General features: G+C 68.0%; 23 protein-coding genes, 1 tRNA gene and 1 pseudogene. 22 read left to right on the plus strand and 3 right to left on the minus strand.

The features are described 5' to 3' along the window. Window positions 1-98 precede the first annotated feature (98 nt). From ACTWP6_RS06515 to ACTWP6_RS06530, 4 genes are all read left to right on the plus strand, one after another. On the plus strand, window positions 99-1,700 hold the full coding sequence (locus ACTWP6_RS06515) for a hypothetical protein (protein WP_260754653.1): 1,602 nt from the start codon (window positions 99-101) through the stop codon (window positions 1,698-1,700). Window positions 1,701-1,790: 90 nt separating this feature from the next. Continuing rightward, on the plus strand, window positions 1,791-2,057 hold the full coding sequence (locus ACTWP6_RS06520) for a hypothetical protein (protein ID WP_260754652.1): 267 nt from the start codon (window positions 1,791-1,793) through the stop codon (window positions 2,055-2,057). A gap of 61 nt (window positions 2,058-2,118) precedes the next feature. After that, complete coding sequence (locus tag ACTWP6_RS06525; RefSeq protein ID WP_260754651.1) at window positions 2,119-2,751, plus strand: GIY-YIG nuclease family protein; 633 nt, start codon at window positions 2,119-2,121, stop codon at window positions 2,749-2,751. A gap of 164 nt (window positions 2,752-2,915) precedes the next feature. Continuing rightward, entirely contained in the window at window positions 2,916-3,470 is a 555-nt protein-coding gene (locus tag ACTWP6_RS06530) for a pyridoxamine 5'-phosphate oxidase family protein (RefSeq protein ID WP_443187175.1), read from the plus strand. Between the two features lie 85 nt (window positions 3,471-3,555). Here the strand turns inward: ACTWP6_RS06530 and ACTWP6_RS06535 are convergent. Then, a tRNA-Arg gene (locus ACTWP6_RS06535) sits at window positions 3,556-3,628 on the minus strand. Window positions 3,629-3,730: 102 nt separating this feature from the next. Here ACTWP6_RS06535 and argS point away from each other — a divergent pair. The 6 genes from argS to rho all read left to right on the plus strand — a co-directional run bounded on the left by argS (window position 3,731) and on the right by rho (window position 12,481). Next, the gene (gene argS / locus ACTWP6_RS06540; protein WP_260754637.1) at window positions 3,731-5,383 is read left to right on the plus strand and encodes an arginine--tRNA ligase; all 1,653 of its coding nucleotides are present in this window, start codon (window positions 3,731-3,733) and stop codon (window positions 5,381-5,383) included. Window positions 5,384-5,427: 44 nt separating this feature from the next. Beyond that, window positions 5,428-6,810, plus strand: a complete 1,383-nt coding sequence (lysA, locus tag ACTWP6_RS06545; RefSeq protein WP_260758219.1) for a diaminopimelate decarboxylase — start codon at window positions 5,428-5,430, stop codon at window positions 6,808-6,810. Further along, the gene (locus ACTWP6_RS06550) at window positions 6,807-8,123 is read left to right on the plus strand and encodes a homoserine dehydrogenase (RefSeq protein ID WP_260754636.1); all 1,317 of its coding nucleotides are present in this window, start codon (window positions 6,807-6,809) and stop codon (window positions 8,121-8,123) included. The genes lysA and ACTWP6_RS06550 overlap by 4 nt, the downstream gene beginning before the upstream one ends. Then, window positions 8,120-9,199 carry a threonine synthase gene (gene thrC / locus ACTWP6_RS06555; protein WP_260754635.1) on the plus strand — a complete coding sequence of 360 codons (1,080 nt, stop codon included), beginning with the start codon at window positions 8,120-8,122 and terminating at the stop codon, window positions 9,197-9,199. Before ACTWP6_RS06550 ends, thrC begins: the two co-directional genes overlap by 4 nt. A 12-nt stretch (window positions 9,200-9,211) precedes the next feature. Continuing rightward, entirely contained in the window at window positions 9,212-10,156 is a 945-nt protein-coding gene (gene thrB / locus ACTWP6_RS06560) for a homoserine kinase (protein WP_260754634.1), read from the plus strand. A 465-nt stretch (window positions 10,157-10,621) separates the two neighbouring features. After that, entirely contained in the window at window positions 10,622-12,481 is a 1,860-nt protein-coding gene (gene rho / locus ACTWP6_RS06565) for a transcription termination factor Rho (protein ID WP_443187182.1), read from the plus strand. Between the two features lie 49 nt (window positions 12,482-12,530). Here the strand turns inward: rho and ACTWP6_RS06570 are convergent, their stop codons facing one another. Further along, window positions 12,531-12,965 (minus strand): MarR family winged helix-turn-helix transcriptional regulator, encoded by a 435-nt coding sequence (locus ACTWP6_RS06570; protein WP_260754632.1) that lies wholly within the window; start codon window positions 12,963-12,965, stop codon window positions 12,531-12,533. Between the two features lie 72 nt (window positions 12,966-13,037). Between ACTWP6_RS06570 and ACTWP6_RS06575 the strand changes: the two are divergent. Beyond that, window positions 13,038-13,645 (plus strand): annotated as a pseudogene (locus ACTWP6_RS06575) (maleylpyruvate isomerase family mycothiol-dependent enzyme). Window position 13,646: 1 nt separating this feature from the next. Here the strand turns inward: ACTWP6_RS06575 and ACTWP6_RS06580 are convergent. After that, window positions 13,647-14,291, minus strand: a complete 645-nt coding sequence (locus ACTWP6_RS06580; protein ID WP_260754631.1) for a TetR/AcrR family transcriptional regulator — start codon at window positions 14,289-14,291, stop codon at window positions 13,647-13,649. A 105-nt stretch (window positions 14,292-14,396) separates the two neighbouring features. Here ACTWP6_RS06580 and fadD1 point away from each other — a divergent pair, with 105 nt between their 5' ends. The 11 genes from fadD1 (at window position 14,397) to ACTWP6_RS06635 (ending at window position 24,049) form a co-directional block, all read left to right on the plus strand. Then, the gene (fadD1, locus tag ACTWP6_RS06585; RefSeq protein ID WP_443187176.1) at window positions 14,397-15,977 is read left to right on the plus strand and encodes a fatty-acid--CoA ligase FadD1; all 1,581 of its coding nucleotides are present in this window, start codon (window positions 14,397-14,399) and stop codon (window positions 15,975-15,977) included. 163 nt (window positions 15,978-16,140) lie between these two features. After that, the gene (gene rpmE / locus ACTWP6_RS06590) at window positions 16,141-16,353 is read left to right on the plus strand and encodes a 50S ribosomal protein L31 (RefSeq protein ID WP_260754629.1); all 213 of its coding nucleotides are present in this window, start codon (window positions 16,141-16,143) and stop codon (window positions 16,351-16,353) included. A 93-nt stretch (window positions 16,354-16,446) separates the two neighbouring features. After that, window positions 16,447-17,520 (plus strand): peptide chain release factor 1, encoded by a 1,074-nt coding sequence (gene prfA / locus ACTWP6_RS06595; RefSeq protein ID WP_260754628.1) that lies wholly within the window; start codon window positions 16,447-16,449, stop codon window positions 17,518-17,520. A 23-nt stretch (window positions 17,521-17,543) separates the two neighbouring features. Beyond that, a complete protein-coding gene (prmC, locus tag ACTWP6_RS06600; RefSeq protein WP_443187183.1) occupies window positions 17,544-18,371 on the plus strand; it encodes a peptide chain release factor N(5)-glutamine methyltransferase in 828 nt (275 codons plus the stop codon). Window positions 18,372-18,416: 45 nt separating this feature from the next. After that, window positions 18,417-19,082, plus strand: a complete 666-nt coding sequence (locus ACTWP6_RS06605; RefSeq protein WP_260754627.1) for an L-threonylcarbamoyladenylate synthase — start codon at window positions 18,417-18,419, stop codon at window positions 19,080-19,082. A gap of 62 nt (window positions 19,083-19,144) precedes the next feature. Further along, window positions 19,145-20,311: a glycosyltransferase family 4 protein gene (locus ACTWP6_RS06610; RefSeq protein ID WP_260754626.1), complete on the plus strand. Its 1,167-nt coding sequence runs from the start codon at window positions 19,145-19,147 to the stop codon at window positions 20,309-20,311. Window positions 20,312-20,581: 270 nt separating this feature from the next. Further along, the gene (locus ACTWP6_RS06615; protein ID WP_260754625.1) at window positions 20,582-21,028 is read left to right on the plus strand and encodes an ATP synthase subunit I; all 447 of its coding nucleotides are present in this window, start codon (window positions 20,582-20,584) and stop codon (window positions 21,026-21,028) included. Window positions 21,029-21,079: 51 nt separating this feature from the next. Further along, entirely contained in the window at window positions 21,080-21,850 is a 771-nt protein-coding gene (gene atpB / locus ACTWP6_RS06620) for a F0F1 ATP synthase subunit A (protein ID WP_260754624.1), read from the plus strand. Window positions 21,851-21,946: 96 nt separating this feature from the next. Continuing rightward, window positions 21,947-22,201, plus strand: coding sequence for a F0F1 ATP synthase subunit C (locus tag ACTWP6_RS06625; RefSeq protein WP_197420417.1), 255 nt, complete (start codon window positions 21,947-21,949; stop codon window positions 22,199-22,201). A gap of 9 nt (window positions 22,202-22,210) precedes the next feature. Further along, window positions 22,211-22,711: a F0F1 ATP synthase subunit B gene (locus tag ACTWP6_RS06630; RefSeq protein WP_260754623.1), complete on the plus strand. Its 501-nt coding sequence runs from the start codon at window positions 22,211-22,213 to the stop codon at window positions 22,709-22,711. Then, on the plus strand, window positions 22,712-24,049 hold the full coding sequence (locus tag ACTWP6_RS06635; RefSeq protein WP_260754622.1) for a F0F1 ATP synthase subunit B/delta: 1,338 nt from the start codon (window positions 22,712-22,714) through the stop codon (window positions 24,047-24,049). Window positions 24,050-24,072 lie beyond the last annotated feature (23 nt).

Here is a 24,072-nt window from a genome sequence, read left to right on the forward strand (position 1 = left end):
CCGACGCTGAGAAGAATCAGCCCTGCGGATCCGCTGAAACCGGTATGTCAGCGCCGGTTCAGCGCGAGAATTCATGTCATCTCGTGCAGGGGGTGGCCATGGATTTGGCATTTCGGTCCACACTCAAACTGGCGGTCGCGGTGGTCGGCGCGAGCAGCATCGCGCTGGCGCCCGGCGTCGCCCCCCTGCCCGACCTGTGGCACCCGCAGAATCAGAACTTCGCCGCGCAGTACACGGTTCCGCAACAGACCTCGCTGACGCTGCGTGCCCCCGACCTGCAACTGGCGGCGGCGGTGGAGGCGCTGCTTCTGGATCCCACCCCCACCCTCGTGCCGACGCCGGGGCTCGTCGCGCTCGCCAACGCGATCGACAACGCCTACAACGTGATCGAGCCGTGGGTTCGGTACGGATTCGAGGTCGCCTCCGACGTGGTCGCCTGGATCCCGTGGGTCGGGATCTTCGCCAACCAGATCATGGTCGTCTACAACTTCGTCGAGTCACTGATCAACAGCGGGGTGTTCAACACCACCGATTGGCTGAGGGGCCAGGGATCGGCACTCAAGAATGTCGCCGACTGGGTCGTCGATCTCGGCCTCGCAGTGGTCTGGCTGGGAATCGACGAGGTGGGTGCGTGGATTCCATTGCCGCCGATCGGTTTCTACCCACCGAGACCTCCGGCGGCTGACCTTCCGGAAGGATTTCTGGGCAACGCCGTGGTCGGAGCGTCGCATCTGCTGGCTGATGTGTCCAACGCCATCTGGGACATCTGGGAACCGATCCGTGGCGGCATCGACTGGGCAGTCGGCGTAGCAAGCGATGTGCTGGACGCGGTCTCCTGGATTCCGTTCGTTCCGTTGATCAACTTCGAAGTGACCGAGGGCTGGGATCTGATCGCCGGTGGCATCGACGCGCTCACGGGATTCGCACACGACATGATCGACGCCGGCGATCAGTTCGTCACCGACACCCTGCAAGGTGACGGTTTGATCGCCGCAATCGTCAACGCTTTCGACAACACCGTTTTGTCCATCGCCACCCGCACCGGCGAGGCATGGCAGGCGTTCGTTGATTGGGTGGACGCCCAGATCAGTTTATTCCTCAATCCGTTCGGCACGACCGGTACCACCACCGAGGAGACGCCGCAGCCATCGGAGGGACCGGCGGACGAGTCGGACGAACAACAAAGCTCGGCCCGCAGCATGTCTCCGGTCGAGCCCACCGTGACCGGCGCCCCAGCGCGGCGGTTGACGGTCGAGGGCACGGACGGCGCGGCCGTCGTCGAAGAGGGGGCGGCTGAGGAAAACGGAGCCGATCCGCTGCAGGCGTCGGGTGCGGACCCGACCGGGCAAGCACCGGGCCCGGCCGAGCAAGCAACGGGTGCGGACAGCCAGGCACCGGTCGTCGGCGATGACGAGGTGGTCACGCTCGGACCGTCCGATTCGGCCGACGGCATCCCGGAAGACGCCGAGGGAGAAGCGCCGGACGACGTCCTCGGCGGCGCGCTGGAAGACACCGACGATCCCGAGGCGAGCGAGGCGTCGATCGGCGATGCCGACGACGCGCTGGAAACCGCAGAAACCGAAGGGGACAGCGAAACAGGAGAAGCCGACGACACCGACGGCGCCCCATCTGCCACAGACAACTCGGGTGGCGTGTCGGGCGACGCGCAGACGTCGAGTGGCGCGCAGGAGGCCGCCTAGGCCAGTCGCGGCACGTTGGATCCGGCGGGGCTCAGTCCTACGATTGAGGACACGCACGGGGTCGGGGATCAGGTCAAGGGAGGCCCTACGATGCGAACCAGACTGATCGTTGCCGGGGCGGCGCTGTCACCGCTGGCTTCGCTGGTCCTGCTGTCACCGGCGCTCGCCCGTGCGGCGGAGTGCGGCGTCGGGACGGTGTACGACCCCGCCACGAACACGTGCGTCGTCGCGCCGGTTCCTCCACCGCCGCCCCCGCCCCCTCCACCGCCGCCGCCATGGAACGGTGACCCGACGCCAGGATTCTCCATCGGCATCTGCGCGCCGATTCCGTTCGTATCGATCTGCACCGGGATCTGAGCGGGCTTCGGGGGCGGCTTCGGGGGAACGCGCCGGCCCGCCCAGCGGATACCCTGGGCCGATGGCCGAGTCGATATCCGCGAAGCGCACTGCCGATGCTGTGGCGAAATTCGTTGCAGCGCAACGCTTCACGCGGGAAGAGGTGTTGGGCGAACCGAGCCCGGTGCCTGCGGAGGCGGGTGTGCACGGCTGGTGGTTCAAGACGATCCCGGGCGACATCGACGTGTCGGGATGCGAACAGCGGGACGGCTGGACGCTGCTGTATGTGGGCATCTCCTCCGGGCCGCCCCGGCCGGACGGCAACCCGCGGGCGCCACAAGATCTCCGCAAGCGCATCCGGTACCACTTCGGTGCCGGCAATGCCAGCGCCGACGGGTCCACGCTGCGCAAGTCGCTCGGCGTGCTGCTCGGCGGTGAGCTCGGGTTCGCGCTGCGCCGGATCGGGTCGGGCAAGCGCATGACGTTCGCCGGTGGCGAGAGCGTCCTGACACAGTGGATGGCCGAGAACGCCGCGGTGTCGTGGGTGCTGCACCCCGAGCCCTGGCACCTCGAACGCAAGCTGCTCGGTGCGCTCGATCTGCCGCTGAACTTCCAGGACAACGAGCGCAACGCGTTCGCACCCGAGCTCAAGAGGCTGCGCCGGGAGGCCGCCGTCAAAGCCGGAAAGATGCGCGTGCTCGCGGAATGGTCGTAGCTTCTCGCGCACGGAAACGCCGCGCGCCCGCACGCCGGAGGTGCGAGGCTTGCTGCCATGCCTCCGCCCTCGACCCGGATTTCCCGCCTCGCCGAGAAACAGGCGCGTCTCGCGCGGAGCTGAACGCGCTGCTCGACGCCACCCCGCTGGCGACGATAGCTCTGGTGCGTGACGGCCATCCGGTGGCTTTCCCCACCGGATTCGCCCGCGTCGAGGACTCGGTGGTGATCCATGGCTCCACCGGGTCGCCGTGGATGCGCGCCGTCGCCGACGGGGCCGCGGTGGCGGTGTCGGTGACGACGCTGGACGCAGTAGTGGTGGCGCGCAGCGCGTTCGAGTCGTCGTTCCACTACCGCAGCGCGGTGCTGTTCGGGACGTTCGAGGTGGTCGATGCCGAGCAGAAGGTCGCAGACCTGGAAGCACTGACCGACACCTTCATCCCGGGGCGGGTGGCCGAGCTGCGCCCCAGCAGCCGCAAGGAACTGGCCGCCACCATGGTGTTGCGGCTCGCGATCGCTGACGGCAACTGGTCGCTGAAGGTGAGCGACGGCTGGCCCGACGACCCCGAGGAGGACATCGCCGCGGGCGCCTGGGCCGGCGTGGTGCCGGTGAGCACCGGCTACGGAGAGCCCCGGCGCGCCCCCGACTGCCCCGCGGACGTGCCGATGCCGCAGTCGGTGCTGGCGATGACAGGCGAAGCGATCCGTCGCAGGCCTTAGGTGTCGCCGGTCACGGGTCGGACGGAATCAGCGGAGGATGTGTCGCACGTTCGGGAGAATCCCGGTGTCACCTGGGCGAATGGAGTGCCCCCGGCAGGATTCGAACCTGCGGCCTTCTGCTCCGGAGGCAGACGCTCTATCCCCTGAGCTACGGGGGCGCGAGCTGAACAGCTGCGCCGTTGGGCTCCGATAGCGTAGCGCATGCCGGCAGTGGAAACGGATTCGGTTCGTGAACAGCCCAGACCATAGGATGGTTCCCCGTGACCCCTGCCGATCTGGCCGAGCTGCTCAAGGCCACCGCTGCCGCGGTGCTGGCCGAGCACGGCCTCGACGCCGCCGCGCTGCCCGCCACCGTCACCGTCGAGCGTCCGCGTAACCCCGAGCACGGTGATTACGCGACCAACCTCGCGCTGCAACTCGGCAAGAAGGTCGGCGTCAACCCCCGCGAGCTGGCCGGCTGGCTGGCCGCCGCGCTGGCCGACAAGGACGGCATCGCCGCGGCCGAGGTCGCCGGTCCGGGCTTTGTGAACCTGCGCATCGAGGCGTCCGCGCAGAACGTGATCGTCGGCGACGTGATCGCCGCGGCCGCCGGCTACGGGCACTCCGCGGTCCTCGGCGGCCAGAAGGTGAACCTGGAGTTCGTCTCGGCCAACCCGACCGGCCCGATCCACATCGGTGGCACCCGCTGGGCCGCCGTCGGTGACGCGCTCGGCCGGCTGCTGAGCACGCAGGGCGCCGAGGTGGTGCGCGAGTACTACTTCAACGACCACGGCGCGCAGATCGACCGCTTCACCAACTCGCTGATCGCGGCTGCCAAGGGTGAGCCGACCCCCGAGGACGGATACGCCGGTACCTACATCGCCGACATCGCCGCGCAGGTCCTGGCCAACGAACCCGGGGCGCTGACACTGCCCGAGGCCGAGATGCGGGAGACGTTCCGGTCGATCGGGGTGAACCTGATGTTCGACCACATCAAGGAATCGCTGCACGAGTTCGGCACCGACTTCGACGTCTACACCCACGAAGACTCGATGCACACGTCCGGCCGTGTCGAGCAGGCCATCGCCAAGTTGCGCGAGACCGGCAGCATCTACGAGAAGGACGGTGCGGTCTGGCTGCGCACCACCGACTTCGGTGACGACAAGGACCGCGTCGTCATCAAGAGTGACGGCCAGCCCGCCTACATCGCCGGTGATCTCGCGTATTTCCTGGACAAGCGCAAGCGCGGCTTCGACCTGTGCATCTACATGCTCGGCGCCGACCATCACGGCTACATCGCCCGGCTCAAGGCGGCCGCGGCGGCTCTGGGTGACGACCCCGACACTGTCGAGGTGCTCATCGGCCAGATGGTCAACCTGCTCCGCGACGGGCAGCCGGTCCGGATGAGTAAGCGCGCGGGCACCGTGATCACGCTCGACGACCTGGTCGACGCCATCGGGGTCGACGCGGCGCGCTACGCGCTGATCCGCAGCTCGGTGGACACCCCGATCGACATCGACCTGGAGCTGTGGTCCTCGGCGTCCAACGAGAACCCGGTCTACTACGTGCAGTACGCGCACGCCCGCCTCTCGGCATTGGCCCGCAACGCCGCCGAACTGGGCGTCGTCGCCGACACCGCACACCTGGACCTGCTCACCCACGACAAGGAGGGCACGCTGATCCGCAACATCGGCGAGTTCCCCCGGGTACTCAGGACCGCGGCGAATCTGCGTGAACCGCACCGTGTTTCGCGTTACCTGGAGGATCTGGCCGGGGATTACCACCGGTTCTACGACTCGTGCCGGGTGCTGCCCCAGGGCGACGAGGCCCCCGGCGAGCTGCACGCGGCGCGGCTGGCGCTGTGCGCGGCGACCCGCCAGGTCATCGCCAACGGACTGGCCATCCTGGGCGTCAGCGCCCCGGAGCGGATGTGATCGCCCATCCGGCCGGTCCGCGCCACGCCGACGAGGTGCATCCCGTGGCGACACCGGACCGCCCCGAGCAGCCTGCCGACGTTCTCCGGCTGGCGCCGAATGTGTGGCCGCAGCACGCCGTTCGCGGCGACGACGGTGTCGTATCGATCGCCGGAGTGCCGGTCACCGAGATCGCCGCGGAGTTCGGCACCCCGGTATTCATCATCGACGAGGACGATTTCCGGTCCAGGTGCCGGGAGATCTCTGCCGCATTCGGCGGCGGCGAGTACGTGCACTACGCCGCGAAATCGTTCCTGTGCACCGAGGTGGCGCGCTGGATCGACGAGGAAGGCCTTTCACTCGACGTCGCCAGCGGCGGTGAACTGGCGGTCGCGCTGCACGCCGGTTTCCCGCCCGGCCGGATCGCCCTGCACGGCAACAACAAATCGGTCGCCGAGCTGACGGCCGCCGTCGAACACGGTGTCGGTCACGTGGTGGTCGACTCCATGATCGAGATCGACCGGCTCGACCGGATCGCCGGCGAAGCCGGTGTGGTCCAGGACGTGCTCGTCCGGGTCACCGTCGGTGTCGAGGCCCACACCCACGAGTTCATCTCCACCGCGCACGAGGACCAGAAGTTCGGGCTGTCGCTGGCCAGCGGCGCGGCGATGGCCGCGGTGCGCCGCGTGTTCGAGACCGACAATCTGCGCCTGGTCGGCCTGCACAGCCACATCGGTTCCCAGATCTTCGACGTCGCCGGCTTCGAGGTGGCCGCGCACCGGGTGATCGGGCTGCTGCGCGACGTGGTGGCCGAGTTCGGTGTGGAGAAGACCTCGCAGATGTCGATCGTCGACCTCGGCGGGGGACTTGGCATCTCCTATCTGCCGCAGGACAATCCGCCGCCAATGGGTGAGCTCGCCGACAAGCTGCTCACGATCGTGCGCAACGAGTCCGCCGCCGTCGGGCTGCCCGCCCCGCGGCTGGTGGTGGAGCCCGGTCGTGCCATCGCGGGCCCGGGAACCATCACCCTTTACGAGGTCGGCACCGTCAAGGACGTGGCGGTGTCCGCGGACAAGAATCGGCGCTATGTCAGCGTCGACGGTGGGATGAGCGACAACATCAGAACCTCGCTCTACGGCGCCGAGTACGACGTCAGGCTGGTGTCGCGCAACAGCGCCTCGGCGCCGACCCTGTCTCGGGTGGTCGGCAAACACTGTGAGAGCGGCGACATCGTGGTGCGTGACGCGTGGTTGTCCGACGACGTGGCGCCGGGGGACCTGCTCGGCGTCGCGGCCACCGGCGCATACTGCTATTCGATGTCGAGCCGCTACAACCTGATCGGCCGGCCGGCCGTGGTGGCCGTGCGCGACGGGCGGGCACGCCTGATCCTGCGCCGGGAGACGGTCGAGGACCTCTTGAGTCTGGAAGTGAGTGAGGTGAAGCGGTGAGTGACGAGATCGGCGTAGCCGTACTGGGGCTCGGCAACGTGGGCAGCGAAGTGGTGCGCATCATCAGCGAGAGCGCCGCCGACCTGACCGCGCGCATCGGGGCGCCGCTGGCGGTCCGGGGGATCGGGGTGCGGCGCGTCGACGCCGACCGCGGCGTGCCGGTGGAGATGCTGACCGACAACATCGACGAACTCGTCTCGCGCGACGACGTCGACATCGTCGTCGAGCTGATGGGCCCGGTCGAGCCCGCGCGCAAGGCCATCCTCGCCGCGCTCGAACAGGGCAAGTCCGTGGTCACCGCCAACAAGGCGCTGATGGCGGTGGCCGCCGGTGAGCTGGCCCAGGCCGCCGAGCACGCACACGTCGACCTGTACTTCGAGGCGGCCGTGGCCGGTGCCATCCCGGTGATCCGCCCGCTGACCCAGTCGCTGGCCGGCGACACCGTGCTGCGGGTGGCCGGCATCGTCAACGGCACCACCAACTACATCCTGTCCGAGATGGACAGCACCGGCGCCGACTACGCCTCCGCACTCGCCGACGCGTCCGCGCTCGGGTACGCCGAGGCCGATCCGACCGCCGACGTGGAGGGCTACGACGCGGCGGCCAAGGCCGCGATCCTGGCGTCGATCGCGTTCCACACCCGGGTCAGCGCCGACGACGTCCACCGCGAGGGCATCACCAAGGTCACCTCGGCCGATTTCGCCTCCGCACGCGCGCTGGGCTGCACGATCAAGCTGCTCGCCATTTGCGAGCGGCTCACCACCGATGATGGGCAACAACGGGTTTCGGCGCGGGTGTACCCGGCGCTGGTGCCGCTGGAGCATCCGCTGGCTTCCGTCAACGGCGCGTTCAACGCGGTCGTCGTCGAAGCCGAGGCCGCCGGGCGGCTGATGTTCTACGGTCAGGGCGCCGGTGGCGCGCCGACCGCGTCGGCGGTGCTCGGCGATCTGGTGATGGCCGCGCGCAACCGGGTGCAGGGCGGTCGCGGCCCGCGCGAATCCAAATACGCCAAGCTGCCGGTCGCGCCCATCGGGCTGATCCCGACGCGCTACTACGTCAACATGAACGTCGCCGACCGTCCGGGCGTGCTGTCCGCCGTCGCGGCCGAGTTCAGCAAGCGCGAGGTCAGCATCGCCGAGGTGCGTCAGGAAGGCATGGTCGACCAGGGCGGTCAGCGCTGCGGCGCCCGCATCGTCGTGGTCACCCACCAGGCCGCCGATGCGGCCCTGTCCGAGACCGTCGAGGCCCTCGCCGATCTCGAGGTTGTCCAGAGCATCAACAGCGTCCTGCGGATGGAAGGGACCACAGAGTGAGTACCACCCGAGCCGTGCATCAGCCCTGGCCCGGTCTGATCGAGGCATACCGGGACCGGCTGCCCATCGAGGACAGCTGGACCACCATCACGCTGCGCGAGGGCGGCACCCCGCTGTTGCCGGCGCCTCGGCTGTCCGAATACACCGGCTGCACCGTGCATTTGAAGGTCGAGGGGCTCAACCCGACCGGCTCGTTCAAAGACCGTGGCATGACGATGGCCGTCACCGAGGCGGTCTCGCGCGGGCAGCAGGCGGTGCTGTGCGCGTCGACCGGCAACACCTCCGCCTCGGCCGCCGCCTACGCAGCCCGCGCCGGGATCACATGCGCGGTGCTGGTGCCGCAGGGCAAGATCGCGATGGGCAAGCTGGCCCAGGCGGTCATGCACGGCGCCAAGATCATCCAGATCGACGGCAACTTCGACGACTGCCTTGAGCTGGCCCGCAAGCTCACTGCGGACTTCCCGACGGTCTCACTTGTCAACTCGGTCAACCCGTTCCGCATCGAGGGCCAGAAGACCGCGGCGTTCGAGATCGTCGACGCGCTCGGTGACGCCCCGGACGTGCATGCGCTTCCGGTCGGCAACGCCGGCAACATCACCGCCTACTGGAAGGGCTACACCGAGTATCACCGCGACGGTCTTGCCACGAGGCTGCCCCGCATGCTGGGCACCCAGGCGGCCGGGGCCGCGCCGCTGGTGCTCGGTGAGCCGGTGAGCGATCCCGAGACCATCGCGACCGCGATCCGGATCGGTTCGCCCGCGTCGTGGACTTCGGCAGTGGAGGCGCAGCAGCAGTCCGACGGGCGCTTCCTGGCCGCCACCGACGAGGAGATCCTCGCCGCCTACCATCTGGTCGCCCGTGCCGAAGGGGTGTTCGTCGAACCGGCGTCGGCGGCCAGCATCGCCGGCCTGCTGAAGTCCATCGAAGACGGCTGGGTCGCCAAGGGTTCCACTGTCGTTTGCACCGTCACCGGCAACGGACTCAAAGACCCCGACACCGCGCTCAAAGGCATGCCCGCGGTCATCCCCGTGCCCGTCGACCCGGTCGCGGTCGTCGCCAAGCTCGGTCTGGTTTAGGACCCGTTGACCGTGACCCGCACCCTGCCGCCCGGTCTGGCGGCCACCGCCGTGGTGGCCGCCTCCAGCGCCAATCTCGGACCCGGCTTCGACAGCATGGGGCTGGCGCTCAGCCTCTACGACGAAATCGTCATCGAGACAACAGAATCAGGTCTTGTCGTCGAGGTCGAGGGGGAAGGCGCGGGCCAGGTTCCGCTGGACGCATCGCATCTGGTGGTGCGTGCCATTGAGCGTGGCCTGCGTGAGACCGGAATGGCCGCACCCGGTTTGATCGTGCGGTGCCGCAACGACATTCCGCACTCTCGCGGACTGGGCTCCTCGGCCGCGGCAGTCGTCGGCGGACTGGCGGCTGCCAACGGCCTTGCCGTGCAATCCGATTCCGATCCGATGTCGCCGGAGCGGTTGGTGCAGGTGTCCTCGGAGTTCGAAGGGCACCCGGACAACGCCGCCGCCGCGGTGCTCGGTGGCGCGGTGGTGTCCTGGACCGAAGCCGGGGACGGAGAGCCGCGGTACGCCGCTGCGCCGATCCGGCTGCACCCCGACATCACGGTGTTCGCGGCCATTCCGCAGGTGCGCTCGTCCACGGCGGAGACGCGGGTGCTGCTGCCTGAGCAGGTCTCCCACACAGACGCCCGGTTCAACCTCAGCCGCGTCGCGCTGCTGGTCGTCGCGCTCACCGAACGGCCCGATCTGTTGATGGCGGCCACCGAGGATGTGCTCCACCAGCCGCAGCGTGCCCCCGCGATGCCGGCGTCGGCGGAATACCTCGCCGTCCTGCGGCGTTGTGGGGTGGCAGCAGTGCTGTCCGGGGCAGGCCCCACAGTGTTGGCACTCAGCACCGATCCCGAATTGCCCGCACAGGCTCTCCAGTACGGTGCGGACAACGGGTTCACGGTGAAGAAGATGTCCGTCGGAGCGGGAGTGACATGGACCTCCGGCGTGGCGGCGCGCAGCTAGATCGACGCGCTTATCGGGAGTAACAGAAGCAACATGCGAATCATGATGTTTCTTGCGTCCATGCCGGATGCGGGTTATTGTCGGTTTCGTCCAGAAATCGCAGCGTCTTCACCTGCGCCGACACTAGGACGACTCTTCTTTCAGGTGTTCAATTTTGTGGACTGACGGCTCGCTGTATCGCGGCGAGACCTGGCGATCACCGTTGCGGTGGCAATGGTGTGACCTCGGCGTTCAGCGGATCAGCTGAGCGCACTGAACCCTCGCGTGACCTGATCAGCGAGGGAAGAAAGGAAATCCGTGACTGATACGGACCTCATCACGGCTGGCGGCTCCGACAGCGGCGAGCTGCCTGGCACCGTGAGCGCAGACATTTCGTCACCCGCCGATGCAGGAGCGCCCGCTGCGGCGCCCGCCGCGGGTGATGCGCAGGCGGCCGCACCGGCCCGGCGCGGCGCTCTGACCAGCATGGTGCTGCCCGAACTGCGCGCTCTCGCCAAGGAGATCGGCGTCGAAGGCGCCTCCGGCATGCGCAAGAGCGAACTGATCGCGGCCATTCGTGAACGCCGCGGCGAAGCCAAGGACAAGCCGCAGGCCAAGAACGGCACCGCCGAGCAGCCGCCCGCCGCCGACACTGCCGTGCCGATTCAGCCCGCCGAACAGCCGGCGGACGAAGGCGCCTCCCAGGAGAACGCCGACGGGCAGCCCCAGACCCGCCGCCGCGAGCGTCGCGGGTCCTCGCGTGAGCAGGGCGGCCCCCGGGCCGGCGGGCAGACCGGCGAACAGGCCGATGACGACGCAGCCGAGCAGAACAAGCAGGACCGGACCGACGCCGGTCAGCCGGAGTCCGGTCAGGCCGAGGGCCGTAAGAAAGCCCAACAGGACCAGCAGGGTGGCCGCGAAGGCCGCGACGGCAGGGACAACCAGAACGCCGGTCAGGGCAGGGGCCAGGGCGGCGGTCAGACCGCGAAGTCCGATTCGGAGGCGGACACCCGCGCCGACGGCGGCGACCAGCAGGGCGGTCAGAATCGTGGCCGCTCGACCGACACCAGCGACGACGACGGCGACGGCCGTCAGGGGCGGCGTGGTCGCCGGTTCCGCGACCGCCGGCGGCGCGAGCGCGGTGGCGACGGGGGTGGCGGCGGTGACCGCGAGACCGAACTGCGCGAAGACGACGTCGTGCAGCCCGTCGCCGGCATCCTCGACGTGCTCGATAACTACGCGTTCGTCCGCACCTCGGGATATCTGGCCGGGCCGAACGATGTGTACGTCTCGATGAACATGGTCCGCAAGAACGGCCTGCGCCGCGGCGACGCCGTGACCGGTGCCGTTCGCGTCCCCCGTGACAACGACGGCGGCGACAAGAATCCGCGGCAGAAATTCAACCCGCTGGTTCGCCTCGACACCGTCAACGGCAAGCCCGTGGAGGAGGCCAAGAAGCGGCCCGAGTTCACCAAGCTCACCCCGCTGTACCCGAACCAGCGGCTGCGCCTGGAGACCAGCTCCGACAAGCTGACCACCCGCGTGATCGACCTGATCATGCCGATCGGCAAGGGCCAGCGCGCCCTGATCGTGTCTCCGCCGAAGGCCGGTAAGACCACGATCATGCAGGACATCGCCAACGCGATCACCCGCAACAACCCCGAATGCCACCTCATGGTCGTGCTCGTCGACGAGCGTCCCGAGGAGGTGACCGACATGCAGCGTTCGGTCAAGGGCGAGGTCATCGCGTCCACCTTCGACCGGCCGCCCTCAGATCACACGCAGGCCGCCGAGCTGGCGATCGAGCGGGCCAAGCGCCTGGTCGAACAGGGCAAGGACGTCGTGGTGCTGCTGGACTCGATCACCCGGCTGGGCCGCGCGTACAACAACGCGTCGCCGGCGTCGGGCCGCATCCTGTCCGGTGGTGTGGACTCCACCGCCCTGTATCCGCCGAAGCGGTTCCTCGGCGCGGCGCGCAACATCGAAGAGGGCGGCTCGCTGACGATCATCGCCACGGCCATGGTCGAGACCGGCTCGACCGGTGACACGGTGATTTTCGAAGAGTTCAAGGGCACCGGTAACGCCGAGCTCAAGCTTGACCGCAAGATCGCCGAGCGCCGGGTGTTCCCGGCGGTGGACGTCAACCCGTCGGGCACCCGCAAGGACGAGCTGCTGCTCTCGCCCGATGAGTTCGCCATCGTGCACAAGCTCCGCCGCGTGCTGTCCGGGCTCGATCCGCATCAGGCCATCGATCTGCTGATGAGCCAGCTGCGTAAGACCAAGAACAACTACGAGTTCCTGGTCCAGGTGTCGAAGAACACCCCCGGCGGCGCCGACAACGACTAAGTGGTGCGGTGTGGTCGCCCGTGCCGAGCACGGCCGGCCACACCGGGCCTCACAGGTAGGGGTCGGTGATCTCGCGCAGCGATAGAAGCGCTGTGCGCATCGCATCGAAAGCCTTGTCGCCCAGGTGCTTCCGCCATTCTTGCTCGATGCGTGCCACCTCCGCTCCGGCCCGCCGGCACAGCTCGGCCCCCTTGTCGGTCAGTGTCACCACACGCGCCCGGGCGTCCGAGGGATCCGGCAGGCGCGTGACGTACCCTGCACGCTCGAGTTGGTCGATCAGCGCACCCGCGGTCTGCTTGGTCACCCGGGCCTGTTCAGCCAGGTCGGTCAGCCGCATCCCGGCCGGGTCCAGCCGCTGCAGCAGCCGTGACTGCGCAACCGTCACGTCGTCCACCCCCGACCGGGCCAGCGCGGCCATCACCCGACTCTGAACCTCGCGGTGGGCGATGTACATCAGCACCGCGGTGCCGGGCTGGGAATCCATGCGTTGACTTTAGTGCGAGATACTGACTAAATTCGTCAGTGAAACTGACTAAAAACCACCTCGGGGGTGACCGTGGACAGCAACGCCGTCTGGCATCACATCGACACGGAGCGGTCCGAGCTCGCCGACCTCCTCGACGAGATCGACGCCGGCGACCCGGCGCTCTGGGACTCGCCGTCGCTGTGCGCCGGCTGGACCGTCCGCAACGTCGCCGCCCATCTCACGCATTCGACGATCAGCACCCCGCGCATGCTCGTGGAGGCCGCGCGCAGTGGCTTCCGCTTCAACGCCGTGGTGAACCGGATGGCGGTCACCGACGCCAGGGCGCCCGCCGAGATCGCGGCGAATCTGCGTGCCGTCGTCGGCAGCCGGCGCCACCCGCCTGGAACCACCGCGCTCGAACCGTTGATCGACGTGCTGGTCCACACCCAGGACATCTGCATTCCGCTCGGCGTCGACCGGCCCATGCCCGTCGATGCCGCGGAATGCAGATGTCCGCGGCCGCCGAACGTGTCTGGGCGACGGGCTTTCCGTTCCACGCCCGCCGCCGGCTGGCCGGAACCCGCCTGGTCGCCACCGATGCCGACTTCGTCGCCGGCGACGGCCGCGAGGTTGCGGCGCCGATCAGTGCCCTACTCCTGCTGATGACCGGACGTCAGACCGCCCAGCAACTCGGCTAGCTCAGCTCCCGGCTGGATCGCTGCGCAGGGCCGCAACCAGGTAGCGGCGGGCATGCCGCAGCACCGATTCGCGATTGTCGACGTCGCACTTCTCGCCCGGGACCGTGGCCAGGCTCATCATGATCCGGGCAATCCACTCGGCGGCCTCGGCGCGATCGGTGCCCGGGTGGATCTCACCGCGCTCGACAGCGGCCTGCACGTAGGGCTCCCAGAACGCCGCGATCTCGGGGATGAGTCCCCGCACGCCCAGTCCGACGCATGCGGTGAAAGCCTCCGGCTCCTCCTGGCGCAGCTTGAGCACCAGCGCTCCGGGCGCCTCGGATTCCCTGCGCGCCAGTTCCACCCCCGCCGCGATCTGCTCGTCGAGTCCGGTCAGCGTGTCGAGGCGGGTGCGGGACTCGGTCCAGAACGCGTCGTTGAGGCGGACGATCGCGGCGCCGAGAAGTTCGTTCTTGTCGGGGAAGTGGCGGTAGAGCCATCCGCGGCTGACGCCGGCCACCTCGGCGACCTCGGAAACGGTGGTCGCGCGAATCCCCTTGGCAATCAGGCACTGTTCGGCCGCATCGATCAACCGGTCCCGGACCGGCCTGATCTCGGGCTTAGCCCCCGAATTCGGCACTGGATTCGCTACGGCGGCGGCGTTCATCAACATATCTTCGCAAATGAACGGGGCGGGACGGCTGAGGTACGCTTCGTCCGGCCGGAACAGTAGACAGTTTTCTTGATCTGTTCATTTGGAGGTGGACCGGGTTTGGCCGAGACAGTGCAGCAGCTGCTGCGGGAACGCGCGGACAGCGACGCCGTCGCGGTCACCTACGAGGGACGCACCTGGACCTGGCGGGAGCACCTCGACGAGGCCGCTGCCCAAGCGGCGGCCCTGATCGGCGCGGCAGACCCCGATCGGCCCCTGCATGTCGGGGTGCTGCTCGGCAACACTCCGGACATGCTCACCGCGATGGCCGCGGCCGGGCTGGGCGGCTACGTGCTGTGCGGGATCAACAACACGCGCCGCGGCGAAGCGCTCGCCCGCGACATCCACCGGGCCGACTGCCAGTTCTTGATCACCGACGGCGATCACCGGAACCTGCTCGACGGCCTCGACCTCACCGGGGTGCGGGTGCTCGAGGTCGGCACCCCGGCATGGAAGGAGCTTACCGTCGCGGCCGGACCTCTGACGCCACACCGAGAGGTCGCCGCGACCGACACATTCATGCTGATCTTCACCTCGGGCACCAGCGGGGACCCCAAGGCCGTGAAGATGATGCAGGCGATGGTGGTGCTGGCCGGCGCGGCGCTGGTGGGCCGCTACCAGCTCACCTCCGACGACGTCTGCTACCTGTCGATGCCGCTGTTCCACAGCAATGCGGTGCTGGCCGGCTGGGCCGTCGCGGTCAACTCCGGCGCCGCGATGGCTCCCGCGCACTTCAGCGCGTCGCGCTTCGTCGACGACATCCGCCGCTACGGCGCCACTTACATGAACTACGTCGGCAAACCGCTGGCCTACATCCTGGCCGCTCCCGAGCGGCCTGACGACATCGACAACCCGCTCCGGGTGGCGTTCGGTAACGAGGCCACCGACCGCGACATCGCCGAGTTCTCCCGCCGTTTCGGGTGCGACGTGTGGGACGGCTTCGGATCCACCGAGAACGCGGTCACCGTGACCCGCGAGGAAGGCTGTCCGCCCGGCTCCATCGGCAAGGGCTTTCCCGGCGTCGCCATCTACAACTCCGCAACCCTCACCGAGTGCGCAGTCGCCGAGTTCGACGAGCACGGCGCGCTGCGCAACGCCGACGACGCGATCGGGGAGCTGGTCAACACCCAGGGCGCCGGGATGTTCGCCGGCTACTACAACGACCAGGACGCCACCGACGACCGGATGCGGCACGGCATGTTCTGGTCCGGCGATCTTGCCTACCGGGACGCCGACGGCTGGATCTACCTCGCCGGCCGCACCGCGGACTGGATGCGGGTGGACGGCGAGAACATGACCGCGGCCCCGATCGAGCGCATCCTGATCCGGCAACCGGCCATCAGCATGGTGGCGGTGTACCCGGTGCCCGACGAGTTCGTCGGCGACCAGGTGATGGCCGCGATCGTGCTGCAGGACGAGGCGAGGCTCACCCCCGACGAGTTCGCCCGGTTCCTGGCCGCCCAGCCCGACCTGTCACCGAAGGCGTGGCCCCGGCACGTGTGGATCGCCGACGAGCTGCCGAGCACGGCCACCAACAAGATCCTCAAACGCGAGCTCATCGCGATGGGGGTGCGGCCCGCGGGCCGGACACTGTGGCGACGCGACGGCTCCGGCTACCGCAGGGTCGCCGACCAGGAATAGTGGACGCCGACCGCGCGTTTAGGCTGCTGGCGGTTGACCTGGCATAATCAGTGCCAGTCTGCCGGCTTCCGGCCGGGTGGACCGCCGACACCTCGGTTCCGGTTCACGCCGCAGCCTCCCAGAACGGGGAGGGCGACCCGGGGCCACGATCGAAGAGGAAACCATGAAATCGGGCATTCATCCTGACTACGTCGAGACCACCGTGCTGTGTGGTTGTGGGGCGACCTTCAACACCCGCAGCACCAAGCAGAGCGGCCAGATCACCGTCGAGGTCTGCTCGCAGTGCCACCCGTTCTACACCGGTAAGCAGAAGATCCTCGACAGCGGCGGTCGCGTCGCCCGCTTCGAGAAGCGCTACGGCAAGCGCACCAAGTAGCTGCCGCAACGGCGCCCGCTCTGCTGCATATGCGCAGGCCGGGCGCCGTTTCGCGCATCAAGGAGAGTCCAGACCGACCGCTGAGGAGGCGAGATGACCGAGACCGCGCCGGCGATCGAGGCGATCCTCGCCGAGCACGCCGAACTGGAGGCCCGCCTGGCCGAGCCCGAGTTGCACGCCGACCCGGGCGCCGCCCGCAAGGTGGGACGAAGGTTCGCGCAGGTGTCGCCGATCGTGGCCACCTACCGCAAGCTCGACGCGGCCCGCGGTGACCTGGAGGCGGCCCGCGAACTCGCCGCCGACGACGCGTCTTTCGCCGCCGAGGTCGACGAACTCACCACCAAGGTGGCCGAGCTCGACAACCAGCTGACGGACCTGCTGGCGCCGCGCGACCCGCACGACGCCGACGACATCGTGCTGGAGGTCAAATCCGGCGAGGGCGGCGAGGAGTCTGCGCTGTTCGCCGCGGACCTGGCCCGGATGTACATCAGATACGCCGAGCGGCACGGTTGGACGGTCACGATGCTGGGGGAGACCACCTCCGATCTGGGCGGCTACAAGGACGCCACGTTGTCGATCGCGAGCAAGGGTGATTCCGCCGACGGTGTGTGGTCGCGGCTCAAGTTCGAAGGCGGCGTGCACCGGGTGCAACGGGTGCCCGTCACCGAGTCGCAGGGCAGGGTCCATACCTCGGCCGCCGGTGTCCTGGTCTATCCCGAGCCCGAGGAAGTCGAACAGGTCCAGATCGACGAGTCGGATCTGCGCATCGACGTGTACCGCAGCTCGGGCAAGGGCGGACAGGGCGTCAACACCACGGACTCGGCGGTGCGCATCACGCACCTTCCCACCGGCATCGTGGTGACGTGCCAGAACGAGCGGTCGCAGCTGCAGAACAAGGCGCGCGCGATGCAGGTGCTCGCGGCCCGTCTGCAGGCGCTGGCCGAGGAGCAGGCGCAGGCCGACGCTTCGGCCGACCGCGCCAGCCAGATCCGCACGGTGGACCGCAGCGAGCGCATCCGCACCTACAACTTCCCCGAGAACCGGATCGCCGACCACCGGATCAACTACAAAGCGCACAACCTCGACCAGGTTCTCGACGGCGACCTCGACCCGTTGTTCGATGCCCTCGCCGCCGCCGACAAGCAAGCCCGGTTGCAGAACACGTGAACGTAGCCGACCGGCCGGTGACGATGCGTCAGTTGATCGACGACGCCGCCGACGTGCTGGCCGCAGCCGGGGTCGGGTCGCCGCGGGTCGACGCCGAGCTGCTGGCCGCCCACGTGGCAGGCATCGACCGGGGTCGCCTCAGATTCACAGAGCCCGACGACGCGTTCGCCGCGCGGTTCCGTGACCTGGTGGCCAGGCGCGCTGATCGCGTACCGCTGCAACACCTCACCGGCGTTGCCGCGTTCGGATCCGTCACCGTGCAGGTCGGGCCCGGCGTGTTCATACCGCGCCCCGAAACCGAGGCTCTTCTGGAATGGGTGCTGGCGCAGCGGCTTCCGGCGCGGTCGCGGATCATCGATCTGTGCACCGGCTCCGGTGCGCTGGCACTGGCGCTGTCGGTGAACTTCCCAAAGGCCGAGGTGATCGCCGTCGACGACTCCGATTCCGCGCTGCAGTACGCGCACCGTAATGCCTCCGGCACGGCCGTTTCGGTGATCCGGGCCGACGTCACCGCCGAGGACACGCTGAGCGAGCTCGACGGCGCGGTCGACCTGCTGGTCGCCAACCCGCCCTATATTCCCGTCGGTGCCGAGCTCGAACCTGAAGTGGCGCAACATGATCCACACCATGCGTTGTTCGGCGGCGCGGACGGGATGTCGGTGATCGACCGCATCGTCGACGTGGCGGCACGACTGTTGCGGCCGGGCGGGCGATGCGGCATCGAACACGACGACACCACTTCCGGACTGACCGTCGCGGCGTTGTCCGCAACCGGGGCATTCACCGACGTCACGGCGCGACACGACCTCACCGGCCGGCCGCGTTTCGTGACCGCGGAACGGGCCGGGTGAGAGGCTGATCAACGTGAACCAGCGAGAAGCGGAGGCGGATCGCGTATGAGCGACGTGATCTTCGACTGCACCGATCCCGCGCAGCGAGAGGCCGGTATCGCGTCGGCGATCAGTGCGCTCAAGGGCGGTCGACTGGTCGTGATGCCCACCGACACCGTGTACGGCATAGGTGCCGACGCGTTCGACAGCGACGCGGTCGCGGCGCTGCTGGCGGCCAAAGGCCGTGGACGCAACATGCCCGTGCCCGTGCTCGTCGGCTCGTGGCACACCATCCAGGGCCTGGTCTATTCGGTTCCCAACAGCGCCAAGGAGCTGATCCGGGCGTTCTGGCCGGGTGCGTTGAGCCTGGTGGTGCACCAGGCCCCGTCGCTGCAGTGGGACCTCGGTGACGCGAACGGCACCGTGATGCTGCGGATGCCGCTTCATCCCGTCGCGATCGAACTGCTGCGCGCCGTCGGACCGATGGCCGTGTCCAGCGCCAACATCTCGGGCCATCCCCCCGCGGTCACCGCCGTGCAGGCCCGCGAGCAACTCGGCGATCGCGTCGAGGTCTACCTCGACGGAGGCCCTGCCGAACAGCAGGCGGCGTCGACGATCGTCGATCTCACCGGACCGCACCCGCGGGTGCTGCGGGAAGGCCCGGTGTCAGTGGACGCGATCGCCGGTGTGCTCGGCGTCGATGCAGCGACCCTGACCACCCCGCCGGATTGATCTGGAGTTCTGTGCAACTGGGTTCGGCGTCCGAGACGGTCGCGCTGGCAGGGGAGAGCCTCATGGCGCTCTCCGACCGCGGCGCGGGGGTGCCGCTGCGCGAACTCGCGCTGGTCGGTCTGACCGCCGCGATCATCACCTATCTGGCCACCGGCCTGGTACGGGTGCTCGCTACCCGCTGGGGTGCGGTGGCCTACCCCCGGGAACGCGACGTGCACCTGCAGCCCGTCCCGAGGATGGGCGGCTTGGCGATGTACGTCGGCGTCGTCGCGGCCGTGCTGCTGGCGTCGCAGCTACCGGCGCTCACCCGTGGCTTCGTGTACTCGTCGGGGATGCCTGCGGTCGTGGTCGCGGGCGGGCTGATCATGGTGGTCGGACTCATCGACGACCGCTGGGGCCTCGACGCGCTGACGAAGTTCGCCGGCCAGATCACCGCCGCCAGCGTGATGGTGACCATGGGTGTGGCCTGGAGCGTGCTCTACATCCCGATCGGCGGGGTCGGCACCATCGTGCTCGACCAGGTGGCGTCCATCCTGCTGACGCTCGCGTTCACCGTTGCCCTCGTCAACGCGATGAACTTCGTCGACGGCCTCGACGGGTTGGCGGCCGGTCTCGGCCTGATCACCGCATCCGCGATCTGCATGTTCTCGGTCGGCCTGCTTCGCGACCACGGCGGCGATGTGCTGTTCTACCCGCCCGCGGTGATCTCCGTCGTGCTCGCCGGCGCCTGCCTGGGATTCCTGCCGCACAACTTCCACAAGGCGCGGATCTTCATGGGTGACTCCGGATCCATGCTGATCGGCTTGATGCTGGCGGCCGCGTCCACCACGGCCGCGGGCCCGATCTCGCAGACCGCCTACGGCGCGCGGGACGTCTTCGCGCTGCTCTCTCCGTTCCTACTGGTGGTGGCCGTGGTGTTCGTGCCCGCCCTGGACATGCTGCTGGCCATCATCCGGCGCACCCGCAAGGGGTTGAGCCCGTTCAGTCCCGACAAGATGCACCTGCACCATCGGCTGCTGGAGATCGGTCACTCGCACCGCCGGGTGGTGCTGCTCATCTACCTGTGGGTCGGTATCGCCGCGCTGGGCGCCGCCAGCACGATCTTCTTCGATCCGCGGCACACCGGAGCGGTGATGGCGGGTGCGGTCGTGGTCGCGATCGTCGTGACGCTGATCCCGTTGCTGGGCCGCCGAAACGGTGCGCCGGACGAGGTGTACGACAAAAAGTAGTAGGCCCTCTTTTGTGGCCCTCACCATGTGTTAGGGTTCAATAAGAACCCGAAAAAAGACCTCGCGGGTTGCCGGCCTCCGGGCGGTTCGATGGCATCGATCAGAGCATCGGCCGGGCTGGCGCAATGACCACATTTGGACCGAAACAGGGAGCAACCCCTTGGGTGATTCCAGCGCGCCCGACGCCCTCCGTTACGCTACGGGCGCCACGCACAGGACGCTCGGGAAGTTCCCATCGATGCTTGATGACCGCCGGATTGAGGTGAAGCAGTGACGACGCCAGCGCAAGATGCGCCGTTGGTGTTTCCGTCCGTTGCTTTCCGACCCGTGCGTCTGCTCATCGTGTGCGTCGCGCTGACCGCGGTTGCACTTCTGGCCTCAGGGTTCACCGGCAATATCCTCTTCGGCGCGTTCTTCGGCCTCGGCCTCGGCCTGGGGCTGGTCAACGCCCTGCTCGTGCGCCGGGCCGTGGAGTCCATCACCGCCGAGGAACACCCCTTGAAGAAGAAGATGGCGGTGAACTCGGCGACACGTCTACTCGTCATCACCGCCGTCGCGCTGACCGTCGCGTTCCTGTTCCGGGAACACGGCGGCATCGCCGTGCTCTTCGGCCTCGCGATCTTCCAGGCGCTGCTCGTGATGAGCACGAGCATCCCCGTCCTGAAAAAGATCCGCAGCGACGGGCTGAACGTGCTCGACACGGATTCGAAGGATTGATCTGACCTACATGAACAAGCTGGTCCAGTTGAACGGGAAAAGACGGGAAGCATGACCGAATCCATCCTCGCCGCGGAGGAAGGTGGCGCCGCCATTCACGTCGGGCACCACGTCCTGGTGTTCGAACTCTTCGGTATGACCTTCAACGGCGACACGATCCTGGCCACCGCCGTTTCGGCGCTGATTGTCATCGCGCTGGCGTTCTACCTCAAGTCAAAGGTCACCGCCACGGGTGTGCCGAGCGGCGTGCAATTGTTCTGGGAGGCCCTGACCGTCCAGATGCGTCAGCAGATCGAGAGCGCGATCGGGATGAAGGTGGCGCCGTTCGTGTTGCCGCTGGCGGTCACGATCTTCGTGTTCATCCTCGTCTCGAACTGGCTCGCCGTGCTGCCACTGCAGTACGGCGGCGCCGACGGCGCGGCGGCCGAGCTGTACAAGGCGCCGGCCTCGGACATCAACTTCGTGCTCGCGCTGGCGCTGTTCGTGTTCATCTGCTACCACGCCGCAGGTATCTGGCGCCGCGGCGTGATCGGACACCCGGTCAAGGTCGTCAAGGGCCACGTCGCGTTCCTTGCGCCGATCAACATCGTCGAGGAGCTCGCCAAGCCGATCTCGCTGGCCCTCCGACTTTTCGGCAACATCTTCGCGGGCGGCATCCTCGTGGCCCTCATCGCGATGTTCCCCTGGTACATCCAGTGGTTGCCGAACGCCGTCTGGAAGACCTTCGACTTGTTCGTCGGCCTGATCCAGGCATTCATCTTCTCGCTGTTGACGATCCTGTACTTCAGCCAGTCGATGGAGCTGGAACACGAAGACCACTGAGAGCACTGAGCTTCACTACCGCTAAGTCCCTACGAGCAACGATCACGAACTCTGGCGGCACCGCCCCCAGTTATCAAGGAGGATAAGAGAATGGAAATCGACCCCAACGCCATCATCACGGCTGGTGCGCTGATCGGCGGCGGTCTGATCATGGGCGGCGGCGCGATCGGTGCCGGTATCGGTGACGGTATCGCCGGTAACGCCCTGATCGCCGGTATCGCTCGCCAGCCTGAGGCTCAGGGCCGGCTGTTCACGCCGTTCTTCATCACGGTTGGTCTGGTCGAGGCGGCCTACTTCATCAACCTGGCCTTCATGGCGCTGTTCGTCTTCGCCACTCCGGGCCTGCAGTAATCCACCGGCATGGGTGAGCTCACCACATCTCTCGTCGCCGCCGAAGAGGGCGGAGGGACCAGTAACTTCCTGATCCCCAACGGCACGTTCTTCGCCGTCCTGCTCATCTTCCTGATCACGCTCGGCGTGATCTCGAAATGGGTTGTGCCGCCGATCAGCAAGGTCCTGGCCGAGCGTGAGGCGATGCTGGCCAAGACCGCTGCCGACAACCGCAAGTCGGCCGAACAGGTCGCGGCGGCGCAGGCGGACTACGACAAGACAATGGCCGACGCCCGCAGCGAGGCTTCGTCGATCCGCGATGAGGCCCGTGTCTCGGGCCGCCAGGTGGTCGACGACAAGCGGGCAGCGGCCAGTGGCGAGGTCGCCGAGACGGTGCAGTCCGCGGACGAGCAGTTGTCGCAACAGGGTTCGGCCGCCCGGTCGGATTTGCAGTCCTCCGTCGACGGCCTGTCCGCGACGCTGGCCAGTCGGATCCTGGGCGTCGACGTGAATTCAGGTGGGAGTCGTTAGATGTCGATCTTCATCGGACAGCTGATCGGCTTTGCCGTCATCGTGTTCATCATCGTCAAGTGGGTCGTGCCGCCCGTGAAGGGGCTGATGCAACGGCAGCAGGAGGCTGTGCGGGCCGCCCTGGCCGAGAGTGCCGAAGCGAGCAAGAAGCTCGCCGACGCCGACGCGATGCACGCCAAGGCGGTCGAGGACGCGAAGGCGGCAGGGGCCAAGGTCACCGAAGAAGCGCGGCAGGATTCCGAGCGGATCGCCGCTCAGCTTGCCGAGCAGGCCGACGCTGAAGCCGAGCGGATCAAAGCCCAAGGCGCCCAGCAGGTTCAGCTGATGCGCCAGCAGCTCATCCGGCAGCTGCGCACCGGTCTCGGTGCGGAGTCCGTCGAGAAGGCCACCGAGATCGTCCGCAACTATGTGTCCGATCCGGCCGCGCAGTCCTCGACGGTCGACCGCTTCCTCGACGATCTGGATGCGATGGCTCCGTCATCGACGGTGCTCGAGGCGGGTGCGTCGCTCAATCTGCGCGCCGCCAGCCGCGAGGCGCTCGCCGAAGTGGTCAAGAAGTTCGAGTCGCTCGCGGAGAATGCCGACTCCGGCGCTCTGACCGCGTTGGCCGACAACCTGGCCGCGGTGGCCAAGGTGCTCCTCGACGAGCCCACGCTCACCAAGTACCTCGCCGAACCGGCCGACGATGCCACCGCGAAGGAGCGGCTCGTCGAGCGGTTGTTCGGCGGCAAGGTCGACGACGCCACGCTGGATCTGCTCAAGACCGCCGTCGCGCAACGCTGGTCCAGCGAAGCGAACCTGGTCGACGCGATCGAGCATGTCGCCCGGCTGGCGCTGCTGGTCCGCGCAGAGCGTGACGGGCAGAGCGAAGAGGTCGAGGACCAGCTGTTCCGGTTCGGCCGGTTGCTCGACTCGCAGCCGCAGCTGAGCAGGCTGTTGGCCGACACCACGGTGCCTGCCGACAAGCGTGTCAACCTGCTGACGAAGGTCCTCGACAGCAGCGACGGTGTCAACGACACCGCCAAGGCGCTATTGACGCAGACCGTCGACCTGATTCGCGGTGAATCCGCCGACGACGCGGTCAACGACCTCGCCGAGCTCGCGGTGTCCCGGCGTGGCGAGGCCGTCGCCCAGGTCACCGCAGCGGCCGACCTCACCGACGCGCAGCGCAACCGGTTGACCGAGGTGCTGAGCCGGATCTACGGACGCCCGATGTCGGTTCAGCTCGACATCGATCCCGAGGTTCTCGGCGGGCTCCTGATCACGGTCGGTGACGAGGTCATCGACGGTTCCATCTCCTCGCGGTTGGCCGCGGCCCGCACCGGGCTGCCGGACTGACCGCCCCAGAACTCGAGCAGTAA

Source organism: Mycobacterium sp. 4D054 (assembly GCF_052245755.1).
GTDB lineage: Bacteria > Actinomycetota > Actinomycetes > Mycobacteriales > Mycobacteriaceae > Mycobacterium.